The organism is Ulvibacter sp. 2210JD10-4 (assembly GCF_058148525.1).
The window spans coordinates 199,343-217,272 of the sequence record NZ_JBYVJZ010000002.1; the positions used below are offsets into that span (position 1 = coordinate 199,343).

The 17,930-nt window shown below is 36.1% G+C and carries 19 protein-coding genes; 7 read left to right on the plus strand and 12 right to left on the minus strand.

The features are described from left to right. Positions 1 to 8 precede the first annotated feature (8 nt). From ACY2RT_RS06590 to hemA, 12 genes are all read right to left on the minus strand, one after another. The gene (locus tag ACY2RT_RS06590; protein ID WP_490155105.1) at positions 9 to 1,157 is read right to left on the minus strand and encodes a serine hydrolase domain-containing protein; all 1,149 of its coding nucleotides are present in this window, start codon (positions 1,155 to 1,157) and stop codon (positions 9 to 11) included. Between the two features lie 9 nt (positions 1,158 to 1,166). Then, positions 1,167 to 1,643, minus strand: a complete 477-nt coding sequence (locus ACY2RT_RS06595; protein WP_490155106.1) for a methylated-DNA--[protein]-cysteine S-methyltransferase — start codon at positions 1,641 to 1,643, stop codon at positions 1,167 to 1,169. Then, positions 1,640 to 2,737, minus strand: coding sequence for a CNNM domain-containing protein (locus ACY2RT_RS06600; protein WP_490155107.1), 1,098 nt, complete (start codon positions 2,735 to 2,737; stop codon positions 1,640 to 1,642). The genes ACY2RT_RS06595 and ACY2RT_RS06600 overlap by 4 nt, the downstream gene beginning before the upstream one ends. A gap of 84 nt (positions 2,738 to 2,821) precedes the next feature. Beyond that, positions 2,822 to 3,334 carry a DinB family protein gene (locus ACY2RT_RS06605; protein WP_490155108.1) on the minus strand — a complete coding sequence of 171 codons (513 nt, stop codon included), beginning with the start codon at positions 3,332 to 3,334 and terminating at the stop codon, positions 2,822 to 2,824. A gap of 10 nt (positions 3,335 to 3,344) precedes the next feature. After that, entirely contained in the window at positions 3,345 to 4,319 is a 975-nt protein-coding gene (gene hemB / locus ACY2RT_RS06610; RefSeq protein ID WP_490155109.1) for a porphobilinogen synthase, read from the minus strand. Positions 4,320 to 4,330: 11 nt separating this feature from the next. Further along, entirely contained in the window at positions 4,331 to 5,233 is a 903-nt protein-coding gene (hemF, locus tag ACY2RT_RS06615; protein WP_490155110.1) for an oxygen-dependent coproporphyrinogen oxidase, read from the minus strand. Positions 5,234 to 5,258: 25 nt separating this feature from the next. Next, the gene (locus tag ACY2RT_RS06620) at positions 5,259 to 6,032 is read right to left on the minus strand and encodes an EI24 domain-containing protein (RefSeq protein WP_490155111.1); all 774 of its coding nucleotides are present in this window, start codon (positions 6,030 to 6,032) and stop codon (positions 5,259 to 5,261) included. Beyond that, entirely contained in the window at positions 6,032 to 6,493 is a 462-nt protein-coding gene (locus ACY2RT_RS06625) for a DUF6973 domain-containing protein (RefSeq protein WP_490155112.1), read from the minus strand. Before ACY2RT_RS06625 ends, ACY2RT_RS06620 begins: the two co-directional genes overlap by 1 nt. A gap of 29 nt (positions 6,494 to 6,522) precedes the next feature. Continuing rightward, a complete protein-coding gene (gene hemE / locus ACY2RT_RS06630) occupies positions 6,523 to 7,554 on the minus strand; it encodes a uroporphyrinogen decarboxylase (protein ID WP_490155113.1) in 1,032 nt (343 codons plus the stop codon). Continuing rightward, on the minus strand, positions 7,541 to 8,227 hold the full coding sequence (locus tag ACY2RT_RS06635; RefSeq protein WP_490155114.1) for a uroporphyrinogen-III synthase: 687 nt from the start codon (positions 8,225 to 8,227) through the stop codon (positions 7,541 to 7,543). The genes hemE and ACY2RT_RS06635 overlap by 14 nt, the downstream gene beginning before the upstream one ends. Further along, the gene (hemC, locus tag ACY2RT_RS06640) at positions 8,217 to 9,122 is read right to left on the minus strand and encodes a hydroxymethylbilane synthase (RefSeq protein ID WP_490155115.1); all 906 of its coding nucleotides are present in this window, start codon (positions 9,120 to 9,122) and stop codon (positions 8,217 to 8,219) included. The genes ACY2RT_RS06635 and hemC overlap by 11 nt, the downstream gene beginning before the upstream one ends. After that, complete coding sequence (gene hemA / locus ACY2RT_RS06645) at positions 9,119 to 10,390, minus strand: glutamyl-tRNA reductase (protein WP_490155116.1); 1,272 nt, start codon at positions 10,388 to 10,390, stop codon at positions 9,119 to 9,121. The genes hemC and hemA overlap by 4 nt, the downstream gene beginning before the upstream one ends. Before the next feature lie 189 nt (positions 10,391 to 10,579). Between hemA and ACY2RT_RS06650 the strand changes: the two genes are divergently transcribed. The 7 genes from ACY2RT_RS06650 (at position 10,580) to ACY2RT_RS06680 (ending at position 17,921) form a co-directional block, all read left to right on the plus strand. Continuing rightward, positions 10,580 to 11,470 (plus strand): AraC family transcriptional regulator, encoded by an 891-nt coding sequence (locus ACY2RT_RS06650; protein WP_490155117.1) that lies wholly within the window; start codon positions 10,580 to 10,582, stop codon positions 11,468 to 11,470. A gap of 92 nt (positions 11,471 to 11,562) precedes the next feature. Beyond that, the gene (hemH, locus tag ACY2RT_RS06655; RefSeq protein WP_490155118.1) at positions 11,563 to 12,600 is read left to right on the plus strand and encodes a ferrochelatase; all 1,038 of its coding nucleotides are present in this window, start codon (positions 11,563 to 11,565) and stop codon (positions 12,598 to 12,600) included. Further along, positions 12,600 to 13,976, plus strand: a complete 1,377-nt coding sequence (locus ACY2RT_RS06660) for an MATE family efflux transporter (protein WP_490155119.1) — start codon at positions 12,600 to 12,602, stop codon at positions 13,974 to 13,976. The genes hemH and ACY2RT_RS06660 overlap by 1 nt, the downstream gene beginning before the upstream one ends. 82 nt (positions 13,977 to 14,058) lie before the next feature. Beyond that, a complete protein-coding gene (gene ppk2 / locus ACY2RT_RS06665; RefSeq protein ID WP_490155120.1) occupies positions 14,059 to 14,907 on the plus strand; it encodes a polyphosphate kinase 2 in 849 nt (282 codons plus the stop codon). Position 14,908: 1 nt separating this feature from the next. Then, on the plus strand, positions 14,909 to 15,736 hold the full coding sequence (gene ppk2 / locus ACY2RT_RS06670) for a polyphosphate kinase 2 (protein ID WP_490155121.1): 828 nt from the start codon (positions 14,909 to 14,911) through the stop codon (positions 15,734 to 15,736). A 140-nt stretch (positions 15,737 to 15,876) separates the two neighbouring features. Then, the gene (locus tag ACY2RT_RS06675; RefSeq protein WP_490155122.1) at positions 15,877 to 16,416 is read left to right on the plus strand and encodes a CopD family protein; all 540 of its coding nucleotides are present in this window, start codon (positions 15,877 to 15,879) and stop codon (positions 16,414 to 16,416) included. 47 nt (positions 16,417 to 16,463) lie between these two features. After that, entirely contained in the window at positions 16,464 to 17,921 is a 1,458-nt protein-coding gene (locus ACY2RT_RS06680; RefSeq protein WP_490155123.1) for a sensor histidine kinase, read from the plus strand. Positions 17,922 to 17,930: the final 9 nt, after the last annotated feature.

Consider the following 17,930-nt stretch of genomic DNA (forward strand, 5'->3'; position numbering starts at 1 on the left):
CAATTTTTTTATGAATTATTGTGAAGCATGGCATAAACCTCTTCTATATACACATAAAAATCGTGACTAAACGGGTTTTCAGTTTTTTTACCGCGATTGTGACCCAAACGAACAATAATTAAGTCATCTTCCGGAATTGTGATCACATATTGCCCTAATATACCACGCATTACAAAGATCTTTTTATCAAGATGATTGCTTAACCAAAAACCGTAGCCATATTCGGTGCTTTTTTCAAATCTGGGAACAATGGACCTTGCTACAAAAGAAGAATCCAAAAGTTGCTTTCCATCCCATTTTCCAAAGTCTTTGTATAGTTTTCCGAAACGGGCAAAATCTCTGGCATTACTTGCAATACAGCAATATGCTTTCACAAGGCGGTTTTCATCATCATCAATTTGCCAAAGTGCTGGTTGCTCAAATCCCATAGGTTCCCAAAAACTAATAGAAAGATAATCTTTAAGATCTATGCTTTTAACCTGAATTGCTTTCTCAATAACGATTCCCAGCAATTGTGTATTACCACTTAAGTATTTAAAAGATTCCCCCGGTGTTTCTGCCACCCGTAATCCAAGAATAGTTTCTGCCAAGTCATCATCATAGTAAGCACGGGCGGTAATAGCAAATGGATTTTTATAGGATTCGTCCCAATCCAACCCCGAAGCCATAGAAGACAGGTCACCTACGGTCATCCCACTACCTTCAAATTGTGGATAGAAATCACTTACAGGTTGTGATAGGTTTTTGATATGGCCATCCTTAATGGCTTTTCCTAATAATGCCGAGGTAATACTCTTGGCAATTGAAAATGAATTGGTTTGTGAAGCTGTTCCGTAATTTTCTGCATAATCCTCAAACCAAATGCTATCATTTTTAATAATTAAAAAGGCAATTGTCCCCAGCTCATTATTAATATCTAAAAGCCTTTTGGTAACTTTCACGCTATTGTAATCCTTGGCAATGGCCCAAGGTTGAGGTTTTGTGCTGGCTGGTAAGGTTTCATTTTCAAAATAGGTATGGTCATGAATAAATGCAGTAGTGTGTCCGGTAAAATATACAATTCGAGTTCCTCTTAATATGTAATCATGATCTGTTATATAAAGCAAAACAACTACAGCCACAATAGTACCAATGAACCATTTGAGGAATCTTTTCATAGGAGAATTTTAAAACAAAGACTGTTGCTTTACCGGGCTTTCATGTTCCAGTAGCCATTTTTTGCGATGCAACCCTCCGGCATAGCCTGTTAGTGAACCATCACTTCCTATCACTCTGTGACATGGAATAATAATAGATAGAGGATTCTTACCATTTGCCGAAGCAGCAGCACGTATTACTTTTGGATCTCCCAAACTATTGGCTATTTGTTGATATGAGGTTGTTTTTCCATACGGAATTGTTTGCAATTGCTTCCATACTCTTTTCTGAAAATCGGTTCCTTGAGGCGATAGAGGAAGTTCAAAATGGTTACGTTGTCCTTCAAAATACTCAGTGAGCTGAGAGGCAGCGTCTTTTAGCTCAGAAGGAATGTTAAAAGTTTCATCTACTGAAATATTTTCCACGAATAGTACAGACACTAATCCTGAAGCATCACCTTGCAATTCTAATATTCCTATGGGACTATTTAGATACGCCTTTTTCATTCCTCATTTTTTTCTTCATTTGTATTCTGTAGCTCAATTCCCATACGCATGGCCCTACGCTCCCAATTTTTTCGAGCCTGTGCCTGCATGTCTTCGATGGCATCACTTTCATCCATAATTTCCAGGCCCAATAAGGTCTCAATAATATCTTCCATTGTTACAATTCCTGTGGTATTTCCATATTCATCAACTACCAAAGCAATATGCGCCCTTTGATTTATAAACGTATCGAATAGTGTAGGAATAGGAGTATCGTCCTGAACCATTGTCATTTCTCGTTTAATATCACTTAAAGGCTTATTACCATGTTCTTCTACAATTTCTTCTAATAGATCATCTTTTAAAACAAACCCTGTTATATTGTGGCTTTTCTCTTTGAAGACAGGAATACGTGAAAAACGTAAGTTCTTATTCTTTTCGTAGAATTCGGAGAGGGTTATGGCTTCATCTTCACTGGTCACAACCGAAAAAGGAGTCATTACGTTTTTTGCTGTAACCGATTTGAAAATAAGAAGGTTCTTTATTACAGCACTTTCGTTTTCTTCAAACACCCCTTCTTGCTCTGCAGCATCTGTAATTGCTAAAAACTCCTCTCTGCTCATTGTACTAACATGGGCAGATTTACCAATGAGTTTTGTTGTTAGGAGTAATAACCATAAGATACCGGTGTATTTTAATGGGAAAATGATGATCTGAAGGAACAATGCAGTAAACGAACCTAAACTTTTCCAATAGGTGGCCCCTATTGTCTTGGGAATGATCTCAGAAACTATCAATATCAATAAAGTCATAATTGCTGAAACGACTCCTACAATGTTTAAGCCCAAAACCTCTACTTTATAAGGAAGCTTTTCGGCCTGCACCCCTACCAATATGGCACCTACCGTATGTGCAATGGTATTTAGTGTGAGAATGGCTATTAAGGGTTTGTCGATATCTTTCTTGTAATTGGCTAAGGTTTGAGCGTATTTTTTTCCTTCCTGAGTTTTCATTTCTATATAGGTAGGAGTAAAACTCAATAAGGCAGCTTCCAAAATAGAGCATAGGAAAGAAAAAAAGATAGATATTAGTGCGTAGACAATTAGTAAAGTCATTCTTTCAGTAAAAGTTTTTACTAAAATAAAGATTTATAACCTTCCCATTGTTATAATCTTCACTATATTCTTAATGGATTGTCTTTACCACCCAACATATTTAGGTAGCTCAACATTGTTAAGGTTAAGATATACTACTAGTTGTCCGCGATGGTGGGTAACATGGTCCTGTAACAGATTCAATATTTGTAATTTACTTTTGGGACCGCTAAAAAACGCAACCGTTTCGGTAAATTGTGTTTCGGGAGTATTTTTAATGATTTTTGAAGTAGCATCGAATGCCGCGGTAATTATTGCAATAGTTTCAGCTTTAGTGGCAGGAAGTTCGGTTTTTGTTCTTTTGAATTCGGTTTCAGTAAAATAACTGGTACTTAACCAATCCATATTGCCTTTTATATGAATGAGTTGCTCTTTAAAACTCATTTGCCGTTCAGTAGGTTTGAAGTTGTAATTCTCTTCAGGCATAGCTTCAGCAAAAGCCAGCAGGTAATTCTTAGAGTTTTCCCATTTTTCCAAAAAAGCAGTTTTAACAGAGGATTGTTGTGCCATCATAGTTGTAAGACAAAAAAATAAAAAGTATAAGGGTAGGTTTTTCATAGCCTGAAAATTACGAAATTAATTTCACCACATCCTTAGCAAAATAACTGGCGATAATATGAGCACCAGCTCTTTTAATGGCCGTAATTTGCTCAAGCATTACAGCATCGTGGTCCAACCAGCCTTTTTCTGCAGCAGCTTTTAACATTGCATATTCACCGCTTACTTGATATACTGCTACCGGTACATCTACTGCATTGCGGACATCCCGCACAATATCCAAATAACATAAGCCTGGTTTTACCATTACAATATCAGCGCCTTCTTCAACATCCATAAGCGTTTCTTTAATGGCTTCATCCCGATTGGCAAAGTCCATTTGATATGTTTTTTTATCACCAAATCCGGGGGCAGAATCCAAAGCATCACGGAAGGGGCCATAAAATGCCGAGGCATATTTTGCACTGTAACTCATAATTCCCGTATCGTGAAAACCTTCATCTTCAAGGAGCGATCTAATTTCAAGAATACGGCCGTCCATCATGTCGCTGGGTGCAACAAAATCAGCACCCGTTTTGGCATGAGATAAGGACATTTCAGCTAAAACGGCATTGGTGGCATCATTGATTATTTTTCCTTCTGAAACAATCCCGTCATGGCCATAGCTTGAGTAAGGATCGAGAGCAACATCGGTCATTACCAACATTTCCGGTACTGCATTCTTAACTGTTCTAATAGCGCGCTGCATTAAACCTTCAGGATTTAAGGCTTCCTTACCGGTATTGTCTTTTAGATTGTCAGGAACCTTTACAAATAACAGTACAGATTTTAATCTAAGCGACCATAATTCTTTCACTTCTCCGGAAAGCAGGTCCAAACTATAACGATAATAGTTTGGCATAGAAGGAATCTCTTCTTTTACACCTTTACCTTCTACAACAAATAACGGAACAAGAAAATCATTAGGAGTGACAATAGTTTCCCGAACCAGACTTCTAATAGCTTCGGAAGTTCGTAATCTTCGGTTTCTTCTTAGTGGATACATAGTTTTATATTTTAAAGCCAGTCTTTAGGTTGTTGTAATACTTTGAGTAATTTTTCTTCTTCACTTTCTGGTTCCGGGTGATGATCATATCTCCATTGCACTACAGGAGGTAAACTCATTAATATACTTTCAATACGGCCATTGGTCTTTAAGCCGAAAAGCGTTCCTTTGTCATGTACGAGGTTAAATTCTACGTAGCGCCCACGTCGAATCTGCTGCCAGTCGCAGTGATTTTCAGAATAAGAAATATTATTTCTTTTTTTAACAATAGGGAGATAAGCGTCTAAAAAACTATTCCCCACAGTGGTTACAAAATTATACCAGTCCTGCATTGACATTTCTTCGGTTTCTTTAAGATAATCGAAGAATAATCCGCCAATACCCCTTGCTTCATTACGGTGCGAATTGTAAAAGTAATTGTCACAACGCTCTTTATATTGTGGATAAAATTCCGGATTATGTGCATCACAGGCAGTTTTACATACTTGATGAAAATGTATTGCATCTTCTTCAAACAAATAATAAGGTGTAAGATCCTGCCCGCCACCAAACCATTGCGTAACGATTTCACCATCGGGATTGTACATTTCAAAATAGCGCCAATTAGCATGAACTGTAGGAACAAAAGGATTCTTGGGGTGTAATACCAAACTTAATCCGCAGGCAAAGAAATCGGCATTTTGTACCCCAAAATATTGTTGCATGGATTCAGGTAACTTTCCATGGACTTCACTTATGTTTACACCTCCTTTTTCAAAAACAGCTCCGTTCTCAATCACACGAGTTCGTCCACCACCCCCTTCCGGTCGTTTCCAAAGCTCCTCTTTGAATGTAGCTTTACCATCGGTTTCTTCCAGAGCACTACAAATAGTGTTTTGAAGTGTACGTATATAGGTTACAAATTTATCTTTCATGTTCTTTCCCGAAAACGGAAATCTTTTAATTAATATTTTTAACTTTTTCCGAAGCAGTTATCAGTTCAGAATTCTTTAAGACCCTAATAGTTTCTGTACTTGCTGCAGTTACCGAAAGCGGTAATACCAGTATGATCCCGATCACTGGAATTAGCAACATCAACATAAACACCATCCCATTTCCTATGGCAATACCGCGATTGTTTTTTACAAATTGTACACTTTCTTTTACTTCAAAATGTCGTTCGAGAGTATAATCCATGTTTCCAAAGCCGGCATAGAAGGATTGTACCAGAAATAATAGAACTGAAGAAATAAAACCTATTATCGGAATAAAACCAATGATCAGGATTGGGATCGTCAATAATAGTTCCATCATTAGATTTCGAACATTAATTCTAATCCCGCGCCATAGCTGTGCAGCATTTGTGGTATTTCTATGCTTATGATTTATACCTGTTAGATGTGCTTCGATCTTTTCTGAAACAGGACTCATAAAAGGAGCACTCAATGCCATGACAATATGTTTGTACAAAATAAGACCTACAGCTATTACCAGTAGAGCACCAATAAAATTGCTAATGACTTTGAATGTTTCCGCACCCCATTCCCAGAACCAGATTTTAGCAATAAAGCTACCAATAGTATCAGAAAACCCCCAGGCAGCAATACCAATAATTATCGCAGTTAAAAAACTAATAAGCATTGGAATCCCAAAATACTTCCACAAACCTAATTGTGAAATTAGTTTGAAAGTACCTCCGTAAGCTTGTATGCCTTTTAATATATTTTTTAGCATTACTCTAAAATATAAACTAGTTGATTCTCAGCAGCCGGAATTTCATTGATTTTGGTGATTTTTTTAGCGTTTTTTAACATTTCTTGTAAAAAATCAACGATTTCGATTTCATTTCGCTCTTTTTTGAGCAAAAATACATTCCTGCCAATTGCATTATTGTGTAAATCCATTATTTCATCCAAAATCTCATTTTTTGTCACTTTTTCATACAAATCAGTCACTTTTTGAGCCCAAATGATCGTTTTTGTTTCATTTTTTACAATTTTCATCGTTTTTTGACAAATCATAAAATTCCATAGAGCATGACGAAAAGCATTTGCTTTATTGCTCTTGTGGTGTGCCATACCATACAAAGAATCACAAATATTCATAGTATGTTTTGTTGCTCTTAGTGTGGGTAAGATCAATAAAGGTTTGCTTATAAATAAGAGAGACAATTGAAAAAGTTGCCTCAGACTCATTTGCTTTATCCTCGCCCAAATATTCACACTTATGCTTTATATTCCTTAACGGCTTCAATAAATGCTCCTGCATTTTCCAGAGGAATATTTGGTAATATCCCGTGACCTAAATTTACAATATATCGGTCTTTTCCAAAATCATTGATCATTTGTCTTACCATCCTTTTTATTTCTGAAGGAGGGCTAAATAATCTCGTAGGATCAAAATTTCCCTGTAATGTGATATTTCCACCGGTTAAATAACGTGCATTTCTTGCCGAACATGTCCAATCTACTCCTAATGCAGACGCACCACTTTTTGACATGGTATCTAAAGCAAACCAACATCCTTTACCAAAAGCTATTACGTGTGTTTCATCTTTAAGAGCGTCTATAATTTGCTGAATATACTGCCAGCTAAATTCCTGATAATCTTCAGGAGACAACATTCCTCCCCAACTATCAAAAACCTGAACGGCATTTACACCTGCCTTTACTTTTTCTTTTAAATAGAGGATTGTTGTATCTGTTATTTTCTGAAGTAACTCATGCGCAGCTAAAGGCTGGGTAAAACAAAACTCTTTGGCTTTATCGAAATTTTTGCTGCCTTGCCCTTGTACACAGTAGCACAATATGGTCCAAGGACTTCCTGCAAAGCCAATCAATGGAATTTCATTTTTTAATTTTTCTTTCGTCATTTTTATGGCCTCCATCACATAGCCTAGCGAATCGTTAATATCCGGGACGATCACCCTTTCAAGGTCTTTTCGGGATCGAATTGGTTGAGGTAACCAGGGACCAATTCCGGGTTTCATTTCCACATGAATATTCATAGCCTGTGGAATTACCAGGATATCACTAAACAATATAGCCGCATCCATTCCGTATCTTCGTATAGGTTGTACGGTAATTTCACTTGCGAGTTCGGGGGTCTGGCAACGCGTAAAGAAATCGTATTTTTCTTTGATCTCCATAAATTCGGGGAGGTAGCGTCCGGCTTGCCGCATCATCCATACAGGAGGGCGGTTCACGATTTCGCCCCGAAGGGCACGAAGGAAAAGATCGTTTTTAATTTTTGTCATTTTTTAGAGTTTTCACAGCTTTAGCAATTACACTCTCTACAGAAGTTGTATTTGCAATGATCACTTTTTTTGTATGTTTTTTTGCTTCGGAAGCGGTAGTGTTGCCAATGCAAAAAACAGGAATATTACCAATATTATTTTCCGAGGTAAAACTTTGTACGCCACTAGGACTAAAAAAAAGAATGCCGTCGAATTTTCGATCAAACTTGATTGGTTTAAGTTTAGTTTTATATGTTTTTACCTCAAAAACAGTATTGTTTGAATTTTTTGAAACCGAAGGTATTTCATCTCTTCGCATGCTGCCACAAAAAAAGTAAAATGTATCATTTTTGTAGCTTTTTTTTAAAAAATCTGCTAATTCTGAAGCATTTTTAGCCATTTTTGTTACTTTTTGACCATTTTTCTCTAAAAAAGCTTTTGTTAAAGCACCTACACAAAAGCAATTTTCAATTGTCCCTAAAATTGAGGCAAAATCTGTCTTTTTTAATGATTTTATAGCATTTTTACTTGAAAAAATAACGCTTTTAGCATTTTTGGGCCATTTAAAGCTCAAAAACTCGATGGTGATAGCATCGTATTCTACAAATGCAATATTGCCGTTTAACAACAACTCCTTTTGAGGAGGTGAAAGTAGCTTTGTAGAGAGGACCGTTGACGAAATTTTAGAGTTCATCTTTGATCTGTTTCATTAATTCTCTTCCGCCGTTTTCAAGTATTTTATTAGCACAATGTTCTCCAAATCCATTATGCTTAGAGGTAAGGATTTCTTCTTCGACTTCTAACTTGGTTTTTCCATCTATTGAGAACAAAGCACCTTTAAAATACAATCTGTCATCAATAATTTTAGCGAAAGCACCTATAGGTGCTGTACAACCACCTTCCAGTGTACGTAAAAAGACGCGTTCTATATAAGTACATATCTCAGAATTACGATCATTCAGTTTAGAAGTTGCTTCTTTACAAAATGCATCTTCCTCTAAAGCAACTACTACCATTGCGCCCTGTGCCGGTGCAGGAATCATCCAATCCAGTGTTATATGGTTTACAGGCAACACATTAATGCGCTCTAAACCGGCTTTTGCAAAAATTGCTCCCTGCCAATTATTCTCTGACAGTTTTTGCAACCTGGTATTTACATTTCCGCGTAGGTCAACCACTTGATGATGAGGATAGTGATATAACCATTGTGCTTTACGGCGTAGGCTTCCGGTGGCTATAGTACAAGAGGCTGTAAAATCAGCATTTTTTGTTACCAGAATGTCTTTAGAAGAAGCTCTTTCCAGTACAGCAGTTTGTACGATTCCGTCTGGTAATAAGGTTGGGACATCTTTCATACTATGCACTGCAATATCTATACTTCCTTTAAGCATGGCAACATCGAGCGTCTTTGTAAAGATACCCGTGATTCCCATTTGATATAAAGGTTTGTCCAGAACTAAATCACCAGTTGATTTTACCGGGACCAATGTAGTTTTGTAGCCTAGCTTTTCTAACTTTTCTTTTACTGTATTCGCTTGCCATAAAGCTAACTGGCTATCTCTTGTGCCAATACGAATTATCTTACTCACGCTTCTTGATTTGAAAGTTGAAAAACGTGTTTGATCAGTTCAATGCTTTCGGGAGTTGAAACAGTATCATCCTTTAGATGATTGGCAAAATGTGTTGTTATTTTTTGTATAATGCGATTGCTTATAATCTCCGCTTGTTGTTCATTGAAGTTAGAGATCTTTTTGCGTTGAAAATCGATTTCACCAGCCTTAATTTCGGCTAATTTTGTTTTTAACGCTTTAATGGTAGGCGCAAACTTTCGGTTTTCGGCCCAAGTATTAAATTCGGTTTCAATTTCATTGATAATACCTTTTGCTTTTGGTATTTGTGAGGTGCGATTTTCTATGGTTTTGTCTGTAACAGTGGAGAGGTTGTCAAGATGTACCAGTGTAACCAGTTCATTTTCCTTTACATTTTCAGATACGTTTTTTGGAATGGAAAGATCTAAAATGAGCAATGGTTTTTTCAGAAATAATAATTCTTTTGAAATTGTGGGATTTTGAGCTCCTGTTGCGACAATTAAGATATCACTTTGCGCGATCTCACTCTGGATATCTGTATAATCCTTTACAACCAAATTGAATTTTCCTGCAATTTTTTCGGCTTTATCCTTTGTTCGGTTAATAAGTGTAATATGCTTATTTTTAGTATGCTTTATGAGGTTTTCACAAGTATTTCTACCTATTTTCCCCGTACCAAAAAGTAAAATATTTTTGTCCGATACATATGGAACCCGCGCTAAAATATATTGAACGGCTGCAAAACTTACAGAAGTGGCCCCGGAAGATATTTCGGTTTCGTTTTTGATCCTTTTACTAGCCTGAATGACAGCGTTAGCCAACCGTTCCATAAATGGATTCAATAATTCTACTCTTTTGGAATGTCTGAAGCTACTTCGCAACTGACTTATAATCTCGAAATCACCTAAAATTTGACTATCCAAGCCGGTTCCTACTTTAAAAAGATGTGAAACGGCAGCTTTATTTTTATGGATATATGATACTTTTTCAAATTCTTCAATACTTCCGTTCGTATGCTCACAGAGTAATTTAATTAACTGAAAAGGATGCTGTGCAACGCCGTATAATTCAGTACGATTACAAGTAGAGATTAGGCTTAAGGACGGAATACCTTCCTCTTTAGCCTGCTCTAAAATATTAGCTTGTGCTTCTTCAGAAATACTAAAATGCCCACGAATTTCGGCATCGGCCTTTTTGTAGTTGAGGCCAATGGCGTAAAAATTTCCATCCGGAGATTTCGAAATTGGTTGTTTTCCGTTAATTTTCATACCTAACGTTGCAAATGTATATGCAATATATTTTAAAAAATAACGCTAGCAGCATCAATTATATCGGCTGCTGTTAATTTTTATTAAAATATGACATTTGTCATATAAATGCCCTAATTTCGCTATGTGAAAGCAAATTTCAACTCACTTTGTTTAGATTAATTCTAAATAAAGAAATAATTCGAGACCATGTTTGTCAATAAAAATATCGCTGAAAGCTTTTATGAGGAAGTATCTATTGAAAAAGGCTTTTTCATATTAAGATTTAATAACGAAACAGATGATTATCAACTTTTTAAGCGTGAAGTGGGAAGTCATTTCATTCAGTTTCACTTTTGTATAAAAGGTTCGGCAAACTTTAATTTTAATGATGGAAATTACAAATTACCTCTTCAGGAAAACAATTCATTGTTATTGTACAACCCACAACGGGATTTACCATTAAATTTAGCTGTAGGGCCGGATTCATGGGTTCTTTCGGTATTATTACCGATTGAAAAGTTTCACGGTCTATTTTCAAACGAAGCAAACTACATTACTTTTTTAAGCGATGAGAACAAAGATCGAAAGTATTATAAAGATGCAACAATACAGCCTTCGATGGCAATTGTCTTAAACCAAATCATGAATTATAACCTGCATCCTTCTGTAAAACCCATATATTTTAAGGGGAAAGCATATGAGTTGTTGAGCTTATATTTTAATCAACCAAAAGAAGCAGATATTGAACAGTGCCCCTTTTTAGCGGATGAAGAGAATGTGCTTAAGGTTAAAAAAGCTAAAGAAATAATCATTTCCCGTATGGCGGAACCTCCTACTTTACATGAATTGGCAGACGAAATTAACCTCCCGATCAATAAATTGAAAGAAGGGTTCAAACAAATCTACGGAGATTCGGTATTTAGTTTTCTTTTCGATTATAAAATGGAAGTTGCCAGGCAATTGCTGGCAACCGGGGCACATAACGTAAATGAGGTAGGATTGAAAGTAGGTTATAGTACTGCCAGTCATTTTATATCATCATTTAAAAAGAAATTTGGGACAACCCCAAAAAAATATTTGATGAGTCTCTCGGGATAAGAAATACTAATAATTCTATCGATTTTTAATACATAACACCTTTGTCTAGCGCATATTTAAAAACTAATTTTGCATTCTAAAAATTTCTATAAATGAAAGGAGTTCTCCTTGTAAATCTTGGTTCGCCGGATAGCACCGATCCAAAGGACGTAAAAAAATATCTGGATGAATTTTTAATGGATCCCCGTGTAATCGATGTACCTCGTTGGGCGCGAATTTTACTGGTACGTGGAATCATATTGAATACCCGGCCCAAAAAATCTGCCGAAGCTTATCAAAAAATCTGGTGGGAAGAAGGCTCTCCTTTGATTGTTATTTCTGAAAGATTACAGAAAAAAATTCAGGAAAGAACTACTATTCCGGTTGCTTTAGCAATGCGCTACGGGAGTATGACACTAAAAAAAGGGCTTCAGCAATTAGTTGATAAAGGGGTAAATGAAGTATTGATCATTCCATTGTATCCTCAATTTGCAATGGCAACGACAGAGACAATTGAAGTAGCCGTTGGGGAGCTTCAGAAGAAATACTTCCCGGAATTGGAAATTACATCTCTTCCTTCTTTTTACCATAAACCCGAATATATTGAAGTCCTTTCCAAAAGTATATTTGAAAAATTAGAAGGACTGGATTACGAACACCTGTTGTTTAGCTATCATGGTGTTCCGGAAAGACATATTCGTAAGAGTGATATTACCAATTCACACTGTAAAATTGATGAGAATTGTTGTAAAACCACTTCGGAAGCCCATCAGTTCTGTTACCGTCACCAATGCTATAAAACAACAGCGTTGGTGGCCGAGAAATTAAATTTGAAAAAAGGAACATATTCCTCTTCCTTTCAATCTCGTTTAGGATTTGATCCGTGGCTGCAACCTTACACAGACCGGACTATAGAAAGAATGGGTAAAGCTGGTATTAAAAAAATGGTGGTCGTTACACCGGCCTTTGTGAGCGATTGCTTAGAAACATTGGAAGAAATTGCAATGGAAGGACAAGAGATCTTCCGTGAAGTTGGCGGAGAAACATTTACAACGATTCCGTGTTTAAATGACCGAGATGATTGGGCAGATGTATTAACAGGTTGGATAGATGCCTGGAGGATTGTAGATATTAAAAAAGCAATTGCCTAATGGCAAAAGGGAAAAAATCTACTACGTTAGGCACCGATCCCATTAGCAAACTACTTGTCAGGCAGGCAGTACCGGCATCTATAGGAATCCTGGTAATGTCACTTAATATGATCGTTGATACCATTTTCGTAGGGAGATGGATTGGTCCGTTAGCGATCTCTGCTATAACTGTAGTTATTCCGATTACTTTTTTTATTGGTGCGATTGGTTTATCTATTGGTATTGGTGGAAGCTCGGTTCTTTCTCGAGCACTGGGTTCAGGCAATGACAGTAAAGCTTTGCAGGTTTTCGGGAATCAAATTACACTCACATTCGTCTCTTCTGGACTGCTTGCTATTTTAGGACTTATTTTTCAAAATACATTAATTGAATTTTTTGGCGCAGATGATTCTTTCAAGGATCTGGCATTGATTTATTATCGCATTGTATTATATGGTATTGTTATGCTGGCGATCTGTATGATGGGGAATAGTGTAATTCGTGCCGAAGGCAAGCCAAAGTTTGCGATGTACGCAATGCTGCTTCCTGCTATTGGGAACATTTTTATGGATTACATTTTAATTAATGTATTTGACTTTGGTATGGAAGGGGCAGCATGGGCCACTTTTATAAGCTATGCGATTTGTTTTGCTTTTATAGTTTGGTTCTTTGTTTTTAAAAGTGAATTGAAACTCACCGCAAAATGCTTTGTACTCCGTAAAAAAATAGTTTCAGAAATAAACAGCTTGAGTTTTGTGACTCTTGCAAGACAGGGAGCGATCGCAGTACTAACTATTTTATTAAATAATGTGCTTATTACCTATGGTGATGCATTGGATGTTGCCTCGTATGGAATTATTAGCCGGATGCTTATGTTTGCTCTTTTTCCGGTAATTGGTGTAAATCAAGGATTCTTGCCTATCGCGGGGTATAATTACGGGGCCGGGAAGTTTGAACGCGTTAGGGAATCCATCAACACTTCCATTAAATACTCAGGAGTGCTGGCTTTATTTATTTTTGCAATTATTATGATTTTCTCTCCAAATTTGGTTTCAATTTTTATAAGCGGAAGAGAAGGCTTAGATATTGAAACAATGACCAATAATCAGGAGTTATTACGTAGAACCCCAAATGCATTACGTTGGGTATTTGCAGCTACTCCTGTTATTGTTATTCAATTAATAGGAGCGTCGTATTTTCAAGCGATTGGAAAAGCAATTCCTGCTTTATTGCTTAGCTTAACAAAACAAGGATTCTTTTTAATTCCATTAATTTTAATACTTCCAAAGTTTTTTGGTGTTTGGGGTGTTTGGGTCTCTTTCCCTATTGCCGATGTACTTTCTACTATTGTAACAGGGTATTATTTGAATAAAGAAGTGCGAAAAATGAAACAATAAGTAATGCCGGGATTTTGTCAATGATAAATGTCATTTTTTTAACTTTAAAGAATTATGATCTTTATAAATTACATAAGATTCTATGCTTACAGCCAAAGATTTTCAAAACTCCAAGAATAAGGAAGGTTTAATAAAAACACTTATTTCTAAAGAAGGAGAAGAACGTATTACCGGTATTCTTCATACAATTCAATACGAAAAAGAGCTGCTCAAACTTCAGGCAGAACTGGTTAATTTACAACAATGGGTTGCCAAACATAAAAAACGTGTTTGCATTATTTTTGAAGGAAGAGATGCTGCCGGAAAAGGAAGCACCATTCGTCGCTTTATTGAACATTTAAATCCACGTTCTATAAGGGTAGTTGCATTAACCAAACCTACCGAAAAAGAAAAAGGACAGTGGTATTTTAGGCGTTATATTAAAGAATTGCCTAACACGGGAGAAATTGTGTTTTTTGACAGAAGCTGGTACAATCGTGCTGTGGTAGAGCCAGTTATGGGGTTTTGCAATGAAGAACAGTATGATAATTTTATGCGTCAGGTCCCTGAGTTCGAACATATGCTTTATGAAGATGGTGTAGAATTAATTAAGTTTTGGTTTTCCATATCGAAAGAAGAACAATTAAGAAGGTTTAATGCGAGATTAGAAAACCCTTTAAAAAGGTGGAAGTTTAGTCCGGTAGATCAGGAAGGGCAAAAAAGGTGGGATATATATACTTTGTACAAAGAACAAATGTTCAGTAAAACACATACATCTATTAGCCCTTGGATTATAATTAAAACCAATATAAAAAAAGAGGCACGCCTGGAAAGTATTCGTTATGTGTTATCCAGGTTCAAATATGATAATAAAGGTGAATCCGGGACAACAACTTTCCCAGACCCAAATATAGTGGAACGTTATCACAGAACGCTAAGGCAAATTGACTAATATGTTAGAAAATATAACTCAAAAAGATCTCAAATGTTTAAATTCCAAAAAAGGATTAAAACAACTTCTGTCTTACGAAGAATACAACATGAATAAGGCTTTACGGTTTGTAAGATATGAGAACAGGTTAAAGTCATTACAAGAAGAATTAATAAAATTACAGCATTGGGTAACAGACAATAAAGAAAAAATAGTTGTGATTTTTGAAGGAAGAGATGCTGCAGGAAAAGGAGGTGCCATTCGAAGAACTACAGAACATTTAAACCCCAGAGAGTTTAAGGTTGTCGCATTACCCAAACCCAACGATGAAGAAAGAGGTCAATGGTATTTTCAAAGGTATATCAACAAACTTCCTAAGCAGGGAAAGATCGTATTTTTTGATAGAAGCTGGTACAATAGGGCAGTTGTTGAACCTGTTAATGGGTTTTGTACGCAAAAGGAATATGATATTTTCATGAATCAGGTCAATGATTTTGAAAGAATGATCATTGAATCCGGAATTCGCCTGATTAAATTTTACTTTTCAATTTCAAAAGAAGAACAGAAAAAACGCTTTGAGGAGATTAAGTCCAGTCCTGTAAAAAAATGGAAATTTAGTGCAGTAGACCAAAAAGCTCTGGAACTTTGGGATGATTACACATTGTATAAAAAGAATATGTTTGAAAAGACAAATACAAAATTAGCACCGTGGATCATAATAAAGGCCAATAAAAAAACAAAGGCAAGAATAGAAGCTATAGAACACATCTTAAAGGAGATTCCTTACAAACCAAAAGATAAAGTGGTTATTAAACATATTGAGATAGATGAAAGAGAAGAGCATGATTAATTCTTCTTAAAAACTTCTATTAAACCAAGTAGTATTGAGAATTCCTGGCAGAGATATAGCATTTGTGCCTTTCTTTTTTACTTTTGCTATTATAATTTTTTCTTGTATTCTGTTATCAGGATGCTATTAAATACTAAAGCTTGGGATACTACTATATAAAATCACTTCATTTGATCTTTGTTATAACCTGGTTTGCAGGTTTGTTTTATATTGTGCGCCTTTTCGTGTACCAAATAGAAGCAAGCCATAAGCCCTCACCTGAAAAGGAGATCTTGGGCAACCAATTTAAAATTATGACCAAACGATTGTGGTATATCATTACCTGGCCGTCAATGATCTTAGCTACAGGTTTTGCGATTTGGTTATTGGTCCTTCGCCCTTTTTATCTTACTGATGCCTGGATGCAGGTAAAACTTGGTTTTGTTGTTTTATTAATTATTTATCATATAAAATGTCACATCATCTTTAAACAACTTCAAAAGGATGTGGTAAAGCACTCTTCTAATTTTATGCGTTTGTTTAACGAAGGTGCTACAATCATCTTATTTGCCATAGTGTTTCTGGTAATCTTAAAAAATGCTGTCAATTGGATATATGGGGTGGTCGGGATTGTACTATTTTCAATATTGGTAATGTTGGGCTATAGATTCTACAAAAGGATTCGGGAGAAAAATTCGTGAAATAAATGGTTTAATTATTGCTATCTTTCTCGAACAAATTGTATTGAATGAATTTTACCAAGTCGCTTCGCTTTCGTATTTTTTTATCGATGATCCTTCTGGTTATTGGAGCTTCGGTCTTGATAGCAGCGGTCACTATTTATCAATATCGTGAAGAAGCCGAAGACTACCATAGAGAACGCTTGTTACGTAAAGAAACAGCAATTCGGGAGAATATTAATTATGCCTTAAAAACGACTACATATCCGGTAGACACAGAAAATATTCCACTTATTTTTAAGGATAAAATCTACGAGATTAAGAATATTCATAATCTCGAGTTATATCTATATGATCTGGAAGGAAACCTTTTAAAGTCTTCTAAAGCCTCATTCTTTAAAGATACCACTAATACTAAGTTGGCAAGTTATATAGTAGAAGCGCTGGAAGCTTCTCCATATAAACACTACGTTGAAGGGTTTAAAGAAGATGGGCAAAATTACCAATCTTCATATACATTTATTACCGACAGCTACTTTAAACCCCTTGCAATACTCAATCTACCATATATTGAAGATGACGGGTTCCTAAATAAAGAGTTAAAAGAGTACTTGACCCGCCTTGGCTATGCCTACTTAATGATGCTACTGTTTGCAATTACATTAGCTTATTTCCTTTCGAAATATATTACACGTTCCTTAAATGCTATCAGTCAAAAGATCATTGAAACACGTTTAGATAAACGAAATAAGAAAATACTGGTAGAAGATACAACACTAGAGATTTCATCGCTTGTTAATGCCTATAATGGGATGATCGACGAGTTAGAAAGCAGCGCTGCCCAATTAGCAGCAAGTGAGCGAGAAGCTGCATGGAGAGAAATGGCTAAACAGGTAGCACATGAGATTAAAAATCCGCTAACGCCTATGCGTTTAACGGTACAAAGTTTTCAACGAAAGTTTGATGCGAACGATCCTGATGTATATAAAAAAATGGAAGAATACAGCAATACGCTTATTCAACAAATTGATACTATGAGTTCTATTGCATCTGCTTTTTCAACCTATGCACAAATGCCTGCACAGCAAGATGAGACACTAAATGTTGTTAAAATAACCAAATTAGCACTAGATATCTTTAATGAGGATTATATCTATTTCTTTTCAGAAGAAAAAGAGATCATCGCTAAATTTGATCGTACACAGTTAATACGTGTGATCACAAATCTAATTAAGAATAGTATTTATGCTATTGAGCAAAAAAATTCTGGAAACCCAAAAATTGAAGTAAATGTTTTTTCTGATGGAACCAATGCTGTTATAACGGTTGCAGATAACGGTCTGGGTATTTCAGAAGGAAATAAAGAGAAGGTATTTGAGCCAAAATTTACTACAAAGAGTAGTGGAATGGGGCTTGGGCTCGCTATGGTGAAGAAAATAGTGGAGACCTATGAAGGAAAAATTGCATTGACATCTGCCGAAGGAAAAGGAACAACATTTACTGTGACATTTCCAATACAATTGTAAGCATTTACG